This is a genomic window from Bacillus sp. SIMBA_074, from assembly GCF_046534555.1.
In the GTDB taxonomy this organism is placed as follows: domain Bacteria; phylum Bacillota; class Bacilli; order Bacillales; family Bacillaceae_G; genus Bacillus_A; species Bacillus_A mycoides.
In genome coordinates this window covers 195103-213705 of the sequence record NZ_JAWRYM010000006.1, presented here as the reverse complement: position 1 = coordinate 213705, position 18603 = coordinate 195103, and the positions used below count along the sequence as shown (strand labels likewise).

At 37.3% G+C, this 18603-nt stretch carries 16 protein-coding genes and 1 pseudogene; all 17 read right to left on the bottom strand.

Annotated elements, in window-relative coordinates; translation table 11 throughout:
• Positions 1 to 71: 71 nt before the first annotated feature.
• A pseudogene (gene dpaB / locus SB773_RS10430) lies at positions 72 to 497 on the bottom strand (dipicolinate synthase subunit B); the annotation flags it as partial.
• Entirely contained in the window at positions 494 to 1396 is a 903-nt protein-coding gene (dpaA, locus tag SB773_RS10425; protein ID WP_002128797.1) for a dipicolinic acid synthetase subunit A, read from the bottom strand. The pseudogene dpaB and the gene dpaA, both read right to left, overlap by 4 nt.
• 172 nt (positions 1397 to 1568) lie before the next feature.
• Entirely contained in the window at positions 1569 to 1817 is a 249-nt protein-coding gene (locus SB773_RS10420) for a YlmC/YmxH family sporulation protein (RefSeq protein ID WP_002014571.1), read from the bottom strand.
• Positions 1818 to 1952: 135 nt separating this feature from the next.
• A complete protein-coding gene (locus SB773_RS10415) occupies positions 1953 to 3194 on the bottom strand; it encodes a M16 family metallopeptidase (protein WP_002088150.1) in 1242 nt (413 codons plus the stop codon).
• 86 nt (positions 3195 to 3280) lie between these two features.
• Complete coding sequence (locus SB773_RS10410) at positions 3281 to 4180, bottom strand: polysaccharide deacetylase family protein (RefSeq protein ID WP_002033683.1); 900 nt, start codon at positions 4178 to 4180, stop codon at positions 3281 to 3283.
• Between the two features lie 154 nt (positions 4181 to 4334).
• A complete protein-coding gene (gene pnp / locus SB773_RS10405) occupies positions 4335 to 6488 on the bottom strand; it encodes a polyribonucleotide nucleotidyltransferase (RefSeq protein WP_410589789.1) in 2154 nt (717 codons plus the stop codon).
• A gap of 161 nt (positions 6489 to 6649) precedes the next feature.
• Positions 6650 to 6919, bottom strand: a complete 270-nt coding sequence (gene rpsO / locus SB773_RS10400) for a 30S ribosomal protein S15 (RefSeq protein ID WP_001229392.1) — start codon at positions 6917 to 6919, stop codon at positions 6650 to 6652.
• Positions 6920 to 7019: 100 nt separating this feature from the next.
• A complete protein-coding gene (gene ribF, locus SB773_RS10395) occupies positions 7020 to 7991 on the bottom strand; it encodes a bifunctional riboflavin kinase/FAD synthetase (RefSeq protein ID WP_002128800.1) in 972 nt (323 codons plus the stop codon).
• 43 nt (positions 7992 to 8034) lie between these two features.
• Positions 8035 to 8958: a tRNA pseudouridine(55) synthase TruB gene (gene truB, locus SB773_RS10390; protein ID WP_410589787.1), complete on the bottom strand. Its 924-nt coding sequence runs from the start codon at positions 8956 to 8958 to the stop codon at positions 8035 to 8037.
• 90 nt (positions 8959 to 9048) lie between these two features.
• Positions 9049 to 9405, bottom strand: a complete 357-nt coding sequence (gene rbfA / locus SB773_RS10385; protein ID WP_000776437.1) for a 30S ribosome-binding factor RbfA — start codon at positions 9403 to 9405, stop codon at positions 9049 to 9051.
• Positions 9406 to 9420: 15 nt separating this feature from the next.
• Positions 9421 to 9702, bottom strand: coding sequence for a DUF503 domain-containing protein (locus tag SB773_RS10380; RefSeq protein ID WP_002088157.1), 282 nt, complete (start codon positions 9700 to 9702; stop codon positions 9421 to 9423).
• Positions 9699 to 11765 carry a translation initiation factor IF-2 gene (infB, locus tag SB773_RS10375; protein WP_002014558.1) on the bottom strand — a complete coding sequence of 689 codons (2067 nt, stop codon included), beginning with the start codon at positions 11763 to 11765 and terminating at the stop codon, positions 9699 to 9701. Before infB ends, SB773_RS10380 begins: the two co-directional genes overlap by 4 nt.
• Before the next feature lie 4 nt (positions 11766 to 11769).
• Positions 11770 to 12081 (bottom strand): YlxQ family RNA-binding protein, encoded by a 312-nt coding sequence (locus SB773_RS10370; protein ID WP_002111365.1) that lies wholly within the window; start codon positions 12079 to 12081, stop codon positions 11770 to 11772.
• Positions 12082 to 12354, bottom strand: a complete 273-nt coding sequence (rnpM, locus tag SB773_RS10365) for an RNase P modulator RnpM (protein WP_002088161.1) — start codon at positions 12352 to 12354, stop codon at positions 12082 to 12084. It abuts the gene before it with no gap.
• Positions 12355 to 12365: 11 nt separating this feature from the next.
• Positions 12366 to 13472, bottom strand: a complete 1107-nt coding sequence (gene nusA / locus SB773_RS10360) for a transcription termination factor NusA (RefSeq protein WP_002014554.1) — start codon at positions 13470 to 13472, stop codon at positions 12366 to 12368.
• A 17-nt stretch (positions 13473 to 13489) separates the two neighbouring features.
• The gene (gene rimP, locus SB773_RS10355; RefSeq protein WP_002146103.1) at positions 13490 to 13960 is read right to left on the bottom strand and encodes a ribosome maturation factor RimP; all 471 of its coding nucleotides are present in this window, start codon (positions 13958 to 13960) and stop codon (positions 13490 to 13492) included.
• Positions 13961 to 14293: 333 nt separating this feature from the next.
• On the bottom strand, positions 14294 to 18595 hold the full coding sequence (locus SB773_RS10350) for a PolC-type DNA polymerase III (protein WP_088034484.1): 4302 nt from the start codon (positions 18593 to 18595) through the stop codon (positions 14294 to 14296).
• Between the last annotated feature and the right edge of the window lie 8 nt (positions 18596 to 18603).

Below are 18603 nucleotides of genomic sequence, written 5' to 3'. Positions count from 1 at the left end.
GTGCTTTACCCTAAGCTCCCTCAAGATGGCGACATATAAGCGTTCGCGCTTTGTCGTCACCTTGTTGGTGTAATTAGATTTACTCCATTAAGCCCTAAAGCATCATTCGTCGAAACAGCCAATACGACAGGCTTCCCATTTCTAAGCGTCGCTTTTGCTGCCATTAATACTGGAGAGTCTGTCATTGCATTTGCAAATTTACTCATCGAATTCCCTGTTAGTGGTGCGATCACCATGCAATCTAGTGGAATTTTCGGTCCTAGTGGCTCTGCGCCAACGATTGAATTAATTGCCTTAAAACCGGTTATTTCTTCGATCTTTTTAATCCATTCTTCCCCTTCGCCAAATCTAGTATTTGTTGATTGGACAGTATAAGAAACAACGGGACGTACTTCTGCACCTTCTGCAATTAACTTCTCTAAATGTGGCATAACTTCTTCATACGTACAATGTGACCCTGTAAATCCGAAACCAATTCGTTTTCCCTTCAAACTCATTTCTCATCATCCTCCTTTGCGATTGCATCTGCTATTAATAACTGAGAAAGAACATTCGCTAATATTTGTCCTGCTGTTTTCGGTGCAACAATCCCAGGAAGACCAGGTGCTAATAGTGCCTTCACTCCACGCTTCTCCGCATAGCGAAAGTCCGTGCCACCTGGCTTAGAAGCTAAATCAATAACTAGCGTATGAGCTGGCATTTTTGAAATAACATTCGCTGTCACAACGAGATGCGGAATTGTATTAATAACAATATCGATATTACCTACTTCTTTCTCTATGTCTTGCATATGAAAAGGAGAAAACATCATTTCTGTAATACGAGCAATATGTTCCGAACGTCTCGCTCCAACTTTGACATGTGCTCCTAATGATTGAAAGGCTCTTGCAACACTCATACCAGTTCTACCAAATCCTAAAACCATTACATTCGATCCATGAATTGTGTAATCAGTATGTTGAATAACCATCATTAGTGTACCTTCTACGGTCGGAATAGAGTTATAGATTGCAACATCATCACGATCAAATAATTTTACAAGTTTGCGATTTGTAGTAGCTACGAGATTTTCCAAGTAAGGTGTACCAATACCTGAATATATAGTGAAGTTTTCTGGCGTCTTTTCAATTTGTTCTTTCGTTATGGAAACTTTTTCATTTGAAAAAATAGTATCTACTTCTCCTCTGGCATTCGTCCCTGCAACCGGCAAAATAATTGCATCTAAAGAAGTGAAATTTAAATCTTGTATACTTTCCTTTGCTGCCCCTGTGAAGCCATGATCTAACTGTTCAAACCCTATTAATGAAAGTTTCGCGTCCAGTTCGACTAGCTTGCGAATTACTTCTAGCTGCCGTGCATCTCCTCCTATGACAGCAATATGCATCTCAGTCAACATTCCCTAATTCACCTTCTTTTTCTTTCATTTATAAGAAAAATGCCTACTTTTTCTTTTTCCTCCACATCATATGTAATGTACGAGTTTGAGGTGATTGAAAAACAAAAAGCACACGTGATTTATCTTCTTTATATAAAGATAAAAAAAAGACAACCAAAATGGTCATCTTTCACTATGATCTTGAATGGTTCGTAAGATCGCAAAGTATCATATCATTTCCAACCTTCTTTATTTTGCTCCATTCTACTCTCACTTCTTGCTGTTCTCTTTTAAAACCTCCCCATTTCCCAGCAGGTATAATAAGCGCTTGTATTTTTCCATCTCTCTCATCAATTTCTAAATCTGCATGACCTAAAACTCCCATTTTTTCCGCTCTTTCTAAATCCACAATCTCTTTGCCACTTAATTCACTTAAACGCATTAAATCTCCCCCTATCCTACTTTTTATGAAGGTTATCCTATAATAAGTACCTATTCTGCATATATAAAAAAAATAACCGCATCTCATATAAAAGAGATACGGTTATTTCCGAAAGCGAATGAATTACAAGATCGATTAAAGTTTCATTCCTTTTGGCAGTTTTCCATCTGGACTAATAAGTGCCGCAGAGAATTCATCGGTAAACATATTGCGAATTAACTCGTCTACATTTTGCTTTGTTACAGTGTTTACACTTTCAATAATCTCATCAAGAGAACGATGTTTACGAAGAAGCAATTCGTTTTTACCATTACGACTCATACGACTATTCGTACTTTCTAAACTTAACATTAAGTTTCCTTTTAATTGTTCTTTACTATTAACAAGCTCTTTTTCTGTAATACCTGTATTTTTCAACGTATTTAACGTTTCTTGCATTGTTTCATACAGTGTATCTAATTGTTTACTACCTGTTCCACCGTAAAGTGTTAACATTCCTGTATCTTCATAAGAAGAGTGATAAGAGAATACTGAGTACGCCAATCCACGTTGCTCACGTACTTCTTGGAATAAACGGCTACTCATACTACCGCCTAAAACATTATTTAATACAATTAAGTTATAAATATCTTCGTGTCCCATTTGCAAGCCTTTATATCCTAAACATAAATGAGCTTGTTCTGTTTCCTTCTTACGTGCTACTTTATTGAAATGGAAAATTGGGCTATGTACTTGTTCACGATTTGTTGTCCCTTCGTAACTACCGAAATATTGCTCTACAGTTTGTAAAAATGCTTCATCAATATTCCCTGCAATTGATACAACAACATTTTCAGGTGTGTAATGATCTTTCATATATTGACGTAACGTATCACCTGTAAATGTTTCAAGCGTTTCTTCTGTTCCTAAAATAGGATATCCAAGCGGATGCGTTTCATATGTTGCTTTCGTTAACATATCATGCACAATATCATCTGGCGCATCTTCGTACATTTTTATTTCTTCACATACAACATTCTTCTCTTTTTTCAGTTCTTCCTCATCAAATGTTGAATTAAAGAACATATCTGCTAAAACATCTAATGCATATTTAGCATGCTCATCTAGCACTTTCGCATAGTAACATGTATATTCTTTTGAAGTAAAAGCATTTACTTGTCCACCAATGCTATCAAATGATTCTGCAATCTCTCTTGCACTTCGCGTTTCTGTCCCTTTAAAGAACATATGTTCCAAAAAGTGCGAAACCCCATTATTTTTTTCATTTTCATTTCTTGAACCTGCGTGGATCCATATACCAATCGCAACCGAGCGTACAGTTGGTATATTCTCCATAACAATTCTTACACCATTTTTACACGTATATTTTTTAATCAAAAACTTTCCTCCTAATGCCAGTTTCTCTAAATAATTGCTATTATTTAATGATAACAAGTTTAGAGATGAATGTCATGCAAATGTATTTAATCCACACGTTTTTCATCTAGTAATTCTGTAATATTCCCCACTTTATATCCTTGTTCCTTTAAATTTTTAATCATAGTATCTAGCGCTTCTGTTGTAGATGAAGTAGGATGCATTAGCACAATAGCACCTGGATGTATTTTTCGCATTACTCTCTGCAATAGCACACCCGGTTCTGGCCGCTTCCAATCAATTGTATCTACAGTCCACATAATCGTCCCCATTTGGAAATCATCCGCTATTTTTACTACCTCATCCCGAAAGCTTCCACTTGGCGGAGCAAACCATCTCACTTTCTGATTTGTAGCTGCTTCTATCATTCGATTCGTTTTTTGTAATTGATCTCGTATTTCATCTGTAGACAGCGTTTTCATATTAGGGTGTGTGTAAGAATGATTTCCTACTTCTTGATTTGCATCGACAATCATTTTGGCAAATCGTAAGTTTTCTTTCACCCAGCGTCCTTCTAAAAAGAAAGTCGCCTTCACATCATGTTTTTTCAATATCTCTAATATACGTGGCAAATACTCATTACCCCAGGCCACATTAATTGTTAATCCCACCATCTTTTTATTTGGATGTCCTCGATAAATCGGAGCTGGTGGTAAATCTTCTAAGTGAACACTCGGTGATACTTCCTTAAATTCAAGTTGTTTTTGATCAAACTTCTTGATTTTCTTCATATTATTATAGGACGCTTCTATATCCACTTGTTTTCCATTATACCCAGGCGTAGCCTTCCAAATCTTATCAATCATCGCATTTTGCGGCATAATCTCGTACTGTTTTACATGCTTTTGAATCTCTTCATGCAAGTTATCCTGCGCAAAAACGGAATAAGAGCCACAACCCATATATAAAGAAAATATAAATATGTACGCTAATATACGAGCTTTCATATAAACCCTCCCATTAACTATAAAAAAGAAACCATTTTCTTCTTATCTTTGTTAATTTGAGCGTTATGATGAAAACTATACCTATACTCACATAAAAATCTAAATGAATCACATTTTTTACATAACAAAAAAAGCCAGCTAAACTGGCTTTCACTTATTGTTGCTCTTGTGCGTTTTCTTCTTTAGCTGCTTCTTCTTTAGCTGCTTCTTTTTCTTGCTCTTCTTTTAGCAATACTTTTCTAGATAAGTTTACACGACCTTGTTTGTCAATCTCGATAACTTTAACTGAAATCTCATCACCGATTTTCACAACGTCTTCTACCTTACCTACACGCTCAAGTGCAAGTTCAGAAATGTGAACAAGTCCATCTTTACCGCTAAATAATTCAACGAACGCACCGAATTTTTCAACGCGTTTAACTTTTCCTAAGTAGATTTCGCCTACTTGTACTTCGCGAACGATATCTTCGATAATTTTCTTCGCTTTTTCATTCATCTCTTGATTAATTGATGAAATAAATACTGTACCATCTTGCTCGATGTCAATTTTAACGCCAGTTTCTTCAATGATTTTATTGATCTGTTTACCACTTGGTCCAATAACATCACGAATTTTATCTGGGTTAATTGCCATTGTAATAATCTTCGGAGCATACGCAGATAACTCAATGCGAGGTTCAGCGATAACAGATAACATATGATTTAGAATGTGCATACGACCAACTTTCGCTTGTTGTAATGCTTCTTCTAAAATCTCACGAGATAAACCATCGATTTTAATGTCCATTTGTAGTGCAGTTACACCTTTTGCAGTACCTGCTACTTTAAAGTCCATATCACCTAAATGGTCTTCCATTCCTTGAATATCTGTTAAAATTGTATAATGCTCACCAGATTTCACTAGACCCATTGCAATACCAGCAACTGGTGCTTTAAGTGGTACACCCGCATCCATCATCGCTAATGTACTACCGCAAATACTCGCTTGTGAAGTAGAACCATTTGACTCTAATACTTCAGATACAAGACGAACTGTATATGGGAAATCCTTTTCAGATGGAAGCACAGGTTCAAGAGCACGTTCTCCTAGTGCTCCGTGACCAATTTCACGACGACCTGGTCCACGCATTGGTCTTGTTTCACCAACACTAAATGAAGGGAAATTATAATGGTGCATAAAGCGTTTTGACTCTTCTACACCTAGACCATCTAAAATTTGCACATCGCCTAATGCACCTAATGTACAAATACTTAATGCTTGCGTTTGTCCACGTGTGAATAGACCAGAACCATGTGTACGAGATAAAATGCCAACCTCTGATGCTAAAGGACGAATTTCGTCACCTTTACGACCATCTGGGCGGATTTTTTCAACTGTAATAAGACGACGTACTTCTTCTTTTACAATTTTATATAAAATCTCACTTACTTGTCCTAATGTATCAGCATCAGCTTCCTCAGCTTCGTAATGCTCAATTACACGCTTTTTCACTACGCTAATTGCATCTTCACGTGCATGTTTTTCGTGCACTTGAATTGCAGAATGCATATCTGTCTCAGCCATTTCACGTACAGCTTGGTTCAAATCAGCATCCACTTCATAAAGTTTCACTGCTGTTTTCTCTTTACCGACAGCTTGTACAATCTCTTCTTGGAATGCAATTAGACGTTTAATTTCATTGTGTCCAAACATAATTGCTTCTAACATTGTTTCTTCAGGCACTTGATCCGCTCCTGCTTCAACCATGTTAATTGCATCTTTCGTACCAGCTACAACAAGGTGCATATCACTTTGTTCTTGCTGTTCTACTGTTGGATTAATAACGAACTCGCCATTAATACGACCAACTGTCGCACCTGCGATTGGACCTTCAAATGGAATATCTGAAATAGATAATGCTAATGAAGAACCAAGCATAGCTGCCATCTCAGAAGAACAGTCTTGATCAACACTCATTACGATGCTGACAACTTGTACTTCATTACGGAAACCATCTGCGAAAAGTGGACGGATTGGACGGTCAATTAAACGACTTGCTAAAATTGCTTTTTCACTTGGACGGCCTTCGCGCTTAATAAAACCGCCTGGGATTTTTCCAACTGCATATAAACGCTCTTCATAGTTTACTGTAAGCGGGAAGAAATCTACATTTTTTGGCTCTTTTGATGCAGTTGCTGTAGATAGAACTGCTGTGTCGCCGTATCTTACTAATACTGCTCCGTTTGCTTGTTTTGCAAGCTGACTTGTTTCAATTGTTAGCTGACGACCAGCTAAATCTATCGAGAAGACTTGCTTTTCCTGACTCATTTAAGTACCCCTCTCAATTTAAAATATTCAATTCTTCTATGTAAATGGATAGTATATCACAATATTCTTTCCTCTAGTATTGCCGAAAATTAAGTAAGCTATAAAGAGTAGAAGATATATTTTTACCTAACAAAAAAGCGGGAATATTCCCGCTTCTTTGACTATCGACGTAAGCCAAGCTTTGTGATTAATTCACGGTAACGTGTGATATCGCTATTACGAAGGTAAGTAAGTAAGTTACGACGTTTACCAACCATCTTTAATAGACCACGACGTGAATGATGATCCTTCTTGTGAGTACGTAAGTGCTCGTTTAGAGTGTTAATTTGCTCCGTTAGGACAGCAATTTGAACCTCTGGAGAACCAGTATCAGTCTCATGAGTTCTAAATTGTGCAATGATTTCATTTTTACGCTCTTGTGTTAAAGCCATCCTATTTCACCTCCTAATAATTAAACCCCCAGTTACCTAGCAAGCATCGGTGAGTCGCAATGCCAAGTAATGGTTGTCATAAAGTACATAACATAGAATACTACTTTTCATTTGAAAAAGCAAGTATATTCTTTACGCTCGCAAAATATTCTTGGGCAACCTTTTTATCTTGAGCGATTTGAGCAACTAACTCATCAATTCCATTAAACTTTTTTTCTTCTCTTATACGCATGTGCCATTCCACTGTAACACTTTGATCGTATATGTCTTTATTAAATTCAAATAGATGCACTTCAATAGATAATTGACGCTCATTCTCTTTGAAAGTTGGTTTATATCCGATATTACATACACCATCATGCCATTCATCATGAACCTTCAATCTTACCGCATATACACCTACAGGTGGCAACAAATATTCATCACTTAAACCTACATTTGCAGTTGGGAAACCAATTTGACGTCCACGCTTATCACCGTGTACAACTGTTCCTTCTACCGTGTAAGCTCTCCCTAAAATAGATGGAATTTGTTCCATTTCACCGTTTCGAATTAACTTTCGTAATGAAGTAGAACTTACTTTTTCTTCTTGATATTCAACTTTTTCGATCACGGTCTGTGTAAACTCCCCTCTTGCATGAAATGGTAAAGTCTCCATCTTCCCTTTTCCTAAACGTCCATATGAATAATCAAAGCCTGCTACTACATGCTTTACATTTAAACCAATAATATACTCATCGACAAACTGCTGTGGTAATAATCCAGCAAATGGCTCATCGAATTTCACCACATATAAGATATCAATTCCTAAACTTGCGATGATTTCTTCTTTAAGGCGCATCGGTGTAATATACTCCACATGCGCTTCTTTTTTTCCTAATACAACAGATGGGTGTGGATGGAACGTCATGACAGCACTTTTACATCCTCTTTCATCCGCTATTTTTTTCGCTGTTCGAATCACACGTTGATGTCCTAAATGAATGCCATCAAAATATCCTAATGCCATTACAGTAGGTGGTAATTCTATTTTATTTTGTTCATGTGGATGAGTTAAATGAATAAGTTTCACGCTTGAATTCACCTTTTTCTGTAATAATCCTTCCAATAATTCATTATAGCTTTAGTTCTTGATTATTCACAAGTACTTTCATTGGCTTTAGCATTCCAGGGTGTTTTGGGTGATGCTCATAAATTGCTAAGCAACGATCATTTTTATCAAATACTGTAATAAATGGTGCTGTTGTTTCTAATTCATTCTTTAAGAACATACCGTTCTTTATTTTTTCAGCTTGCTTTTCATCTACAACCATTTTTGGAAACTTACTTAGCGCCTCATCAATTGAGATGAAAATAGACTCTACTGTTCCATTTTGCACGTTTTCTTCAATTTCTTCAAATGATATGCAATCTTCTAGTAAAAATTCACCAGATGCTGTTCTTACAAGGTGAGACATATGTGATGGAAATCCAAGTTTTTCACCTATCATTACTGCTAGTGTTCTTACATATGTTCCTTTACTACACGTTACACGGAAACGAAATGAAATATTTTCCCCTTCAAAAACTTCACGTTCATCAAGTAATCCAAATTCATGAATTGTAATTGTACGAACTGGACGTTCAACTTCTTGTCCTGCCCTTGCATATTCGTATAGTTTTTTCCCGTTAACTTTTACAGCTGAGAACATCGGCGGCATTTGTTCAATTGTCCCTGTTAATTCCGCTAGTACCTCTTCTACTTCTTTACGTGTAATGACACGATTTACATCTTGTTTCTCCACAACTTCACCAGAAGCATCTTCTGTTGTTGTTGAAAATCCTAATGTCACTTCACCTTCGTATGTTTTTGTTTCACTTGTTAAAAATTGCGCAATTTTTGTTGCACGCCCAACGCAAATAGGTAATACTCCTGTTACATCTGGATCCAGTGTCCCTGTATGACCAATTCGTTTCTCACGCAATATCTTTCTTAATTTGAACACACAATCATGTGATGTCATTCCCTTTGGCTTATGTAATAATACTACACCTTCCATATACTCACCTCATCATTATTCTTTTGTAGTAATTGCAATTATGCAAAACTTATTTTACATTGAAAAAATGGATAGACAAATGTCTATCCATTATTCTTCACGTTTACCGTCTTTATTAATTTCATGTAAAAGTGTATCAATTCGATGACCATATCCGATAGACTCATCAAACTCAAAGGTAATTTCTGGTGTTTTACGAAGACGAATACGTTGGCCAATTTCTGAACGAATAAAGCCTTTTGCCTTCGCTAAACCTTTTAATGTATTTTCTTTCTGTTCTTCGTCACCTAAAACAGAAATGTATACTTTAGCAATTTGTAAATCTCCACTCACTTGTACATCTGTTACTGTAACAAATCCAATACGTGGGTCTTTAATTTTACGACTGATAATGTCGCCTAATTCTTTTTTCATTTGCTCGCCCACACGGTTCGCACGTAATTTCATAACTCTTCACCTCATTCAATACCATTCCAAATGTGTTATCGTACGTTCAATTTCAGGAAATGAATCGATATACTCAAGTACACGATTCATTTCTTTTTCACAGACAACACGATTTGAGGATACGGAAACAATTGCAATTTCTGTACGTTGCCATACATCTTGATGCCCAACTTCAGAAACAGCTACATTATAGCGCTGTTTCACACGAGTTAACACACGTTGCAAAATTGCTCGTTTCTCTTTTAAAGAATGCACATCGTAAATCATACACTCGAATGAGAGTGAAGCGATAATCATCGCTTCACTTCTTCCATAACGTATGCTTCAATGATGTCCCCTTCTTTAAGATCATTATATCTCTCAATTGTAATACCACACTCATAGTTTTGTGCAACTTCTTTTACGTCGTCTTTGAAACGTTTTAACGTATCAAGTTTTCCTTCGAACACTACTACGCCATCACGGATAATACGAACGCCACTATCACGTGTAATTTTACCGTCTATTACGTAACAACCTGCGATTGTTCCAACTTTTGTTACTTTGAATGTTTGACGAACTTCCGCTTGACCGATTACTTTTTCTTCGAATTCTGGATCCAGCATACCTTGCATTGCTGATTCAATTTCTTCGATTACTTTATAAATAATACGGTGTAAACGAACATCAACTTTCTCTAATTCAGCTGTACGCTTCGCATTCACATCAGGGCGTACGTTAAATCCAATTACAATTGCATTAGATGCAGAAGCTAAAATAATATCAGATTCTGTAATCGCACCTACGCCTGTATGGATAATTTTCACTTTTACGCCTTCAACATCAATTTTACGAAGTGATGCTGCCATTGCTTCTACAGAACCTTGTACGTCTGCTTTCACAATTAAGTTAATTTCTTTTACATCGCCCTCTTGGATTTGTTGGAATAAATCTTCCAGGCTGAATTTAGATTTCTCACCACGTTGTGCAACTAACGCTTCTTGTGCACGTGATTCACCGATTTGACGAGCTTTCTTCTCATCAGCGAATGCCATGAAACGATCTCCCGCTTGTGGCACTTCATTTAAACCTGTAATTTCAACAGGAGTTGACGGACCAGCAACTTTTACACGACGACCAATATCACTTACCATTGCACGAACACGACCGAATGATGTTCCAACAACAATTGGATCTCCAACTCGAAGTGTACCGTTTTGAACAAGTAATGTCGCGATAGTTCCTTTACCTTTATCAAGCTGTGCTTCAATTACAGTACCAGCTGCATAACGATTTGGATTTGCTTTATATTCTTCTACTTCACTCACAAGAAGGATCATTTCTAGTAAGTTGTCAATTCCCTCGCCTTGAATTGCAGAAATTGGTACGAAAATCGTGTCTCCGCCCCAAGCTTCTGGAACTAATTCATATTCTGTTAATTCTTGCATTACACGATCAGGATTTGCCGCTGGTTTATCCATTTTATTCACAGCAACAATAATTGGTACTCCAGCTGCTTTCGCATGGCTAATCGCTTCAACTGTTTGTGGCATAACACCGTCATCAGCTGCAACAACAAGAATTGTAATATCTGTTACTTGTGCACCACGAGCACGCATTGTTGTAAATGCCGCGTGACCTGGTGTATCTAAGAACGTAATCTTCTTATCATTTACATCAACTTGGTATGCACCGATATGCTGAGTAATTCCACCAGCTTCGCCAGCAGTTACTTTTGAATTACGGATAGAGTCAAGCAATGTTGTTTTACCATGGTCAACGTGTCCCATAATTGTAACAACAGCTGGACGTTCTTTTAAGTTTTCTTCATCATCTTGCTCATCGATGAATGTTTCAAATTCAGTTTCACTTACAACTACTTCTTCTTCTACTTCAATACCGTAATCAGTAGCAATTAACTCAATTGTATCTTTATCTAAGTCTTGGTTAATTGTCGCCATAATTCCTAGCATGAAGAGCTTTTTAATAATTTCAGATGGCTCTTTGCTTAACTTTTTAGCAAGGTCACCTACTGTAAGGCTTCCAGAGAAAGTGATTTTATCTGGTGTTTCTACTATTGGTGTTTGTTGTCTTCCAGCAAAGTTATCTTGACGTTTATCTTCATTTGCTTTGCCTTTTTTCTTATTCTTATTGCTGTTCTTTTTACTGCGAACAACTTTCTCTTCTACTTCAAACTCATCTGCAACAGAAGGTTTTTCCGCTCCAGCGCTATATTGATTATCTAATTTGTTTACTACTTCATCTTCTAACATTGTCATATGATTCGAAACCTCGATATTCATCTCTTTTAGTTTTGTCATAAGATCTTTACTTGAGATATTATTTTTTTTTGCATATTCATGTACTCGAATTTTACTCATACCTTCACCCCCGGTAATTTGTATCGAGCATGCTACGTAGCTTTTTCGCAAAGCCTTCATCTAAAATAGCTACAACGACTCGCTCGTCTCTCCCAATCGCATGCCCTAATTGTTGTCGATTTTCGACTTTTCTCATTGGTATGTTGTAGTACGTGGTTTTATCAATGATACGTTTTGTAGTGTTCGCTGACGCATCTTCAGAAAGCAATACTAGCTTTGCTTTGCCACTTCGTACTTCTTTTAAAACGAGTTCTTCACCCGAAATAATTTTTCGAGCGCGGTTTGCTAGTCCTAAAAATGATTTCCAATCAGACACTTATTTCGACTCCTTCTCAACAAGCTCAAGAAGCTCTTCGTACAGAGAACTGTCGATTTTCGCTTTTAGATGATGTTCCAAAATGTTTTTCTTTTGAGCTTGAATAATGCTTTCTTTATCTTTTGATAAATATGCACCTCGTCCTGATTTTTTTCCTGATAAATCAATAGACACTTCGCCCTCTTTGGAACGAACAATGCGAACTAGCTCTCGTTTTGATTTCATCTCTTGCGTCGCAATACATTTTCGTAACGGAACTTTTCGATTGCTCATACTCATCACCTCTATTCGATTTCGTCTTCAGCTGAATCGAATCCGAATGCGATTACGCTATCTTCTTCTGTCACAATACCAAGTTGTTTCGCATCAGACTCACTTTTAATATCAATTTTCCAGCCTGTTAATTTAGCTGCAAGACGCGCATTTTGTCCACGCTTACCAATCGCTAATGAAAGCTGGTGGTCTGGAACAACAACAGTTGTTGCTTTCTCTGCTTCATCTACAAGTACTTTAACAACCTGTGATGGACTTAAAGCATTTGCAACATATTCAACTGGGTCATTCGACCAGCGAACGATGTCAATCTTTTCACCTTTTAGTTCATCTACAACACGTTGTACACGTTGTCCTTTCGGTCCTACACAAGAACCTACTGGATCAACATCGATATTCTCTGCATATACAGAAATTTTAGAACGGTCGCCTGCTTCACGTGCTACAGAGCGAATTTCTACAGTTCCATCATAAATTTCTGGAACTTCCATTTCGAATAAACGTTTTAAAAGACCAGGATGTGTACGTGATACGTAAATTTGTGGTCCTTTTGTTGTCTTTTCTACTTTTGTAATAAATACGCGAATACGATCATGTGGTTTATATTGCTCATTTGGCATTTGCTCACTTACAGGTAATAAAGCTTCTACTTTACCTAAGCTTACATAGATGAAACGAGCATCTTGGCGCTGTACAATACCAACCATAATGTCTTCTTCACGATCACTAAATTCTGAATAAATTACACCACGTTCCGCCTCACGAACTCGTTGTGTTACAACTTGTTTTGCAGTTTGCGCTGCAATACGACCAAAATCTTTTGGCGTTACTTCAATTTCTAGTACGTCACCATCTTGGTAGTTTGGATTAATTTGTCTTGCCTCTTCTACAGAGATTTCAAGACGTGGATCAAACACATTATCTACAACGTCCTTACGTGCTAAAACTTGAATTGTTCCCACTTCTGGGTTAAAGCTCACACGAACGTTTTGTGCTTGGTTAAAATTGCGTTTATAAGCAGAGATTAATGCTGCTTCAATCGCATCAATAATAATATCTTTGCTAATACCTTTTTCTGACTCTAATACGAGCAAAGCATCTAACAACTCAGTGCTCATGAAGATCCCCCTTCTTACTAAAACGTAACAGCAAGTCGCGCATTTGCAACTTTATCCATTGGAATTTGGATTTCTTTTTTACGTGTTTTAATTGTTAATAGTAGTGTAATTGTAGTACCGTCGTAGGAAAGTAGCTTTCCTTCAAACATCTTCTCACCATCAATCGGCTTATATGTTTTAATTGCCACTTGTTTTCCTACCGCTTGCTGGAAGTCTTTCTCTTTCTTTAATGGGCGTTCCGCTCCAGGAGATGATACATCCAAAAAGTAAAGATGAGGAATTGGATCCTCTTTATCTAAAGCTTCGCTTAAACGTTCACTTACCGCACCGCATTCTTCAATTTCGACTCCCTTTTCAGAATCAATGAATACGCGTAAGAACCAGTCTTGTCCTTCTTGCACATACTCTACATCTACAAGTTCAAGATTTAACTCTTCAACGATTGGCTGCGCAAATGCTTCTACAATTTCTGTGACTTTCTTATCCATAAACAGCCTCCTTCCTGCCGCCATGTACCATTTACAAGAAAAGATCCCGTTCATAAAGACGGTCTATCTTATTCTTTCTCGTTAGCTAACAAAAGCCCCTGCCGTTAAGCAGGGAATATCTGTCTTAGTATTACCAAATTTAAGAAGTAAAACTTGTAACAAAATATGTATATACGACAGAAATATCATTACTATCTACATAAGCAAAATGTAGATAGTAACACGAAAGAGTGGGTTTCCCCACTCTCTTTTTCACAAAATATACATGACATGGTTATCTCGGTTTATAGTATACCATAGCAAATGTTGATTTGCAAAGATTTTTCCTACCTATTAGAACAGTGACAATTGGTTTTGATCCGGTAAATCTCCTAGACAACCTTGACCATCTAAATACTCAATAATCGTTTTAGAAACCTTACTGCGCTGCTGTAAGTCTTCTTTTGATAAGAAATCACCATTTTTACGAGCTTCAACAATACTGAAAGCTGCGTTTGTACCAAGACCAGGAACTGCATTAAATGGAGGAATTAAAGTATCCCCATCAATTATAAATTCGGTTGCATGCGAGCGGTATAAATCAACCTTTTGGAATGAATAACCACGCTCACACATTTCAAGTGTCATTTCTAGTACCGTTAATAAACTCTTCTCTTTCGGTGCTGCATCCAATCCTTTTTGTGCAATTTCATCAATTTTTACACGTATGGATGCTGAACCTTTCGCCATCGCCTCTACATCAAAGTCATCTGCACGAACTGTAAAATATGCCGCATAGAATAAAAGTGCGAAATGTACTTTAAAGTATGCAATACGTACAGCCATAAGTACGTAAGCAGCCGCATGGGCTTTAGGGAACATGTACTTAATCTTCTTACATGAATCAATATACCAACCTGGTACATTGTTATTTCTCATTTCCTCTTCCCATTCTTCTGGTACACCTTTACCTTTACGCACCGACTCCATGATTTTGAAGGCTAATGATGGATCCAAGCCTTGATAAATTAAATATACCATGATGTCATCACGACAACCGATAACTTCACTCAGTGTACACGTACCGTTATAAATTAATTCATTCGCATTACCTAACCATACATCTGTACCATGGGACAGTCCAGAAATTTGAACAAGCTCTGAAAACGTCGTTGGTTTCGTTTCTTCTAACATTTGTCTTACGAATTTCGTACCAAACTCCGGTATACCAAGTGTACCTGTTTTACAGTTAATTTGTTCTTCCGTTACCCCTAAAGACTCTGGACCAGAGAAAATTTTCATTACTTCTGGATCATCCGTTGGGATTGTTTTCGGGTCAATACCACTTAAATCTTGAAGCATACGAATAACAGTCGGATCATCGTGTCCTAATATATCAAGTTTCAATAAATTATCATGAATCGAGTGGAAGTCAAAGTGCGTTGTTCTCCACTCAGCACCTATTGAATCAGCCGGAAACTGAATTGGTGAAAAGTCAAAAATATCCATGTAATCTGGTACAACGATAATACCACCTGGATGCTGTCCGGTCGTACGCTTTACACCTGTACATCCCGCAACTAAGCGATCAATCTCTGCATTTCGAATTGTTAAGTTATGATCATTAGCATAGCCTTTCACATACCCATAAGCGGTTTTTTCCGCAACCGTACCAATTGTTCCTGCGCGGTATACATAATCTTCACCGAACAGTAATTTCGTATAGTTATGGGCGCGTGGTTGGTATTCTCCGGAGAAATTCAAATCGATATCCGGTACCTTATCCCCTTTAAATCCAAGGAACGTTTCGAAAGGAATGTCATGCCCATCTTTCACATATGGAACATTACATGTTGGGCATTCTTTATCTGGTAAATCAAAACCAGAACCTACAGAACCGTCATTAAAGAACTCTGATTGTTTACACTTTGGACATACATAGTGCGGTGGTAATGGGTTTACTTCTGTAATTTCCATCATCGTTGCAACAAATGATGAACCTACCGATCCACGCGAACCTACTAGATAACCGTCCACTAACGATTTTTTCACAAGCTTATGTGAAATTAAATAAATAACGGCGAATCCATGTCCAATAATACTTTTCAATTCTTTTTCCAAACGAGCTTCTACAATTTCCGGTAGTTCATCTCCATAGATACTTCTTGCCATTATATAGCTCATATCACGTGTTTCATCATCAGCACCTTCAATTTTCGGTGTGTATAAATCATCTTTTACTGGACGAACATCACCAATTAATGATGCGATCTTGTTTGTATTTGTCACAACAATTTCTTTCGCTTTGTCTTCACCTAAGAATGAAAAACAATCTAGCATTTCATTTGTTGTACGGAAATGTACAGGCGGTAATGAATGGCGATTTAACGGATTAGCTCCTCCCTGCGAACTGACTAAAATTTTCCGATATATCGCGTCCTCTGGATCTAAATAATGCACATTCCCAGTAGCAACAACTGGCTTATCTAACGTCTCACCTAGTTTTACTAAGTTAGAAATTATTGTTTTTAACTGTCCTTCATCTCGAACGAGTTCACGTTCCACTAAATGACGTAACACTTCTGGAGGCATAACCTCAATGTAATCGTAAAACTGTGCAATTTCTTCTACTTCTTCAGGCGCTTTTTGCATCATAGCTTCAAACACTTCACCTTTGTCACAAGCTGTTCCTACTAAAATGCCTTCGCGATATTTTTTTAATAGTGATCGTGGTACACGTGGTACACGATAAAAGTAATTCAAGTGAGAATATGAAACAAGTTTATATAAGTTTTTCAATCCAACATCTGATGTGGCAAGTAACGTCATATGACTTGGACGCCCACGTTTATACGCATCCCCTTGTCCCATACTATCGTTTAGTTGATCGTGATATTCAAATCCCTTTTCAATCACATCTTTTAACATCTTCACAAGTAAATATCCCGTTGCTTCTGTATCATAAATCGCACGGTGATGTTGCGTTAATTCAATATCAAGCTTTTTACACATCGTATTTAATCGATGATTTTTCATTTCTGGGAATAAGAACCGTGCAAGTTCTAACGTATCAATAACTGGATTTTTCGTTTTTTCTATCCCAGCCTTTTTAAAACCTACGTTAATAAAGCCCATATCGAAGCTTGCGTTATGAGCAACAAGTGTATGGTCACCCATCCATTCCTCAAACTTTTTAAACACTTCGTCCACTTCTGGTGCATCAGTTAACATATCATCTGTAATACCTGTTAATTCAATAATCGTCGCCGATAATGGTTGATGAGGATTTGCGAAAGATTCAAAGCGATCAATAATTTCTCCACCTTTTATCTTTACAGCAGCTAACTCAATGACTGTATCATATACAGCAGATAACCCTGTTGTCTCAACGTCAAAGACAACATATGTTTCTTCTGCAAGTAGACGATGTGCTTCGTTATATGCTATCGGCACACCATCATTAACTAAATTTGCTTCTACACCATATAGAACTTTAACTCCAGCCTTTTTACCAGCAGAATATGCTTCTGGGAACGACTGTGCAACAGCATGGTCTGTAACTGCAATAGCCTCATGCCCCCATTTTCCAGCTTGGGCAACGAGCTTAGAAACAGAAGTAACAGCATCCATTTGACTCATTGGAGTATGAAGATGAAGTTCTACTCTTTTTTCCCCTTCTTTTGCTTTATCTTTACGAGAAGGTCCCGTTATTTCATTTATATCATTTGCGATCATAACTAAATCACGCACGAATGTATCATTTTGAACTGAACCACGCGCTTTTACCCAAGTTCCTTTTTTCAAGGATTGTAACATCGGGATATCTTCTTTATCACGTGAGAACATCTTAATCATAATAGAGTCCGTATAGTCAGTTATCTTTAAAGTTAATAATGTACGTCCACTACGAAGTTCTTTCGTCTCTACATGGAAAACATACCCTTGAACGGTTTTTCTTCTTTCTTCATCTTGAATTTCACGCAGCGGCGTAATCTCTTCATCTGGCTTAATAAGATAACCAAGCACAACTGGTCCTTCATGAACAACATCACTTTCTTCAGCTTGCCTTTTAGCCATCTCTTCCATAGCCTGTATAACTCGTTGACGATCTTCTTCCTGTGTCTGCTCACGAAACTTTTGCATTTCTTCTGCATTTTGCTTTATATGTGTGTCTAACTGAAAACGCGGGAATCCAAAAGCTTCGTATTGATCACCTACTGGTTTCGCAACGTTTTTCTTTAAAGTAGTAGATTCCAGCTCATTATTCACATTTAATAGCAACTTCACGCCATTGACCTGCGGAAGTTGCTTCTTTAAGTACGCGAACATAGGTGAAAATGTAATTCGTTCTGTACAAAGCGGCCAATATGCCTTCACTTCTTCTTCTGTAAATTGTTTATTCTCTGCTTCTAATGCAAATGTTGTTCTTGCAATATGAGAAAATGATTGCTTAAGCTTTGTTTCTAGCAACTCATATAATTCTGTCGGCAAAATACGTGGCACTTGTAAGTCAAAATGCCAACTTTTATTCGCTTTATCAATAACTAGCTTTTCAATACCACCGCCATGTAAATATTGATTTATAAGGTCTTCTGGTATTTGCAACTGTTGGAGCAAAATTTGAAATCGCTCTTGCTGTTCATTTGTTAATGACATAAGCACTC

What these genes read in the sequence shown, in the direction of transcription:
- SB773_RS10380 (WP_002088157.1), bottom strand. Translation starts at nt 9,702, where the DNA reads ATGATTATCGCTTCACTCTCATTCGAGTGTATGATTTACGATGTGCAT.
- rnpM (WP_002088161.1), bottom strand. Translation starts at nt 12,354, where the DNA reads ATGAGCAATCGAAAAGTTCCGTTACGAAAATGTATTGCGACGCAAGAG.
- SB773_RS10420 (WP_002014571.1), bottom strand. Translation starts at nt 1,817, where the DNA reads ATGCGTTTAAGTGAATTAAGTGGCAAAGAGATTGTGGATTTAGAAAGA.
- SB773_RS10350 (WP_088034484.1), bottom strand. Translation starts at nt 18,595, where the DNA reads ATGTCATTAACAAATGAACAGCAAGAGCGATTTCAAATTTTGCTCCAA.
- rbfA (WP_000776437.1), bottom strand. Translation starts at nt 9,405, where the DNA reads ATGAAATTACGTGCGAACCGTGTGGGCGAGCAAATGAAAAAAGAATTA.
- rpsO (WP_001229392.1), bottom strand. Translation starts at nt 6,919, where the DNA reads ATGGCTTTAACACAAGAGCGTAAAAATGAAATCATTGCACAATTTAGA.
- pnp (WP_410589789.1), bottom strand. Translation starts at nt 6,488, where the DNA reads ATGAGTCAGGAAAAGCAAGTCTTCTCGATAGATTTAGCTGGTCGTCAG.
- infB (WP_002014558.1), bottom strand. Translation starts at nt 11,765, where the DNA reads ATGAGTAAAATTCGAGTACATGAATATGCAAAAAAAAATAATATCTCA.
- SB773_RS10410 (WP_002033683.1), bottom strand. Translation starts at nt 4,180, where the DNA reads ATGAAAGCTCGTATATTAGCGTACATATTTATATTTTCTTTATATATG.
- nusA (WP_002014554.1), bottom strand. Translation starts at nt 13,472, where the DNA reads ATGAGCACTGAGTTGTTAGATGCTTTGCTCGTATTAGAGTCAGAAAAA.
- truB (WP_410589787.1), bottom strand. Translation starts at nt 8,958, where the DNA reads ATGGAAGGTGTAGTATTATTACATAAGCCAAAGGGAATGACATCACAT.
- dpaA (WP_002128797.1), bottom strand. Translation starts at nt 1,396, where the DNA reads ATGTTGACTGAGATGCATATTGCTGTCATAGGAGGAGATGCACGGCAG.
- rimP (WP_002146103.1), bottom strand. Translation starts at nt 13,960, where the DNA reads ATGGATAAGAAAGTCACAGAAATTGTAGAAGCATTTGCGCAGCCAATC.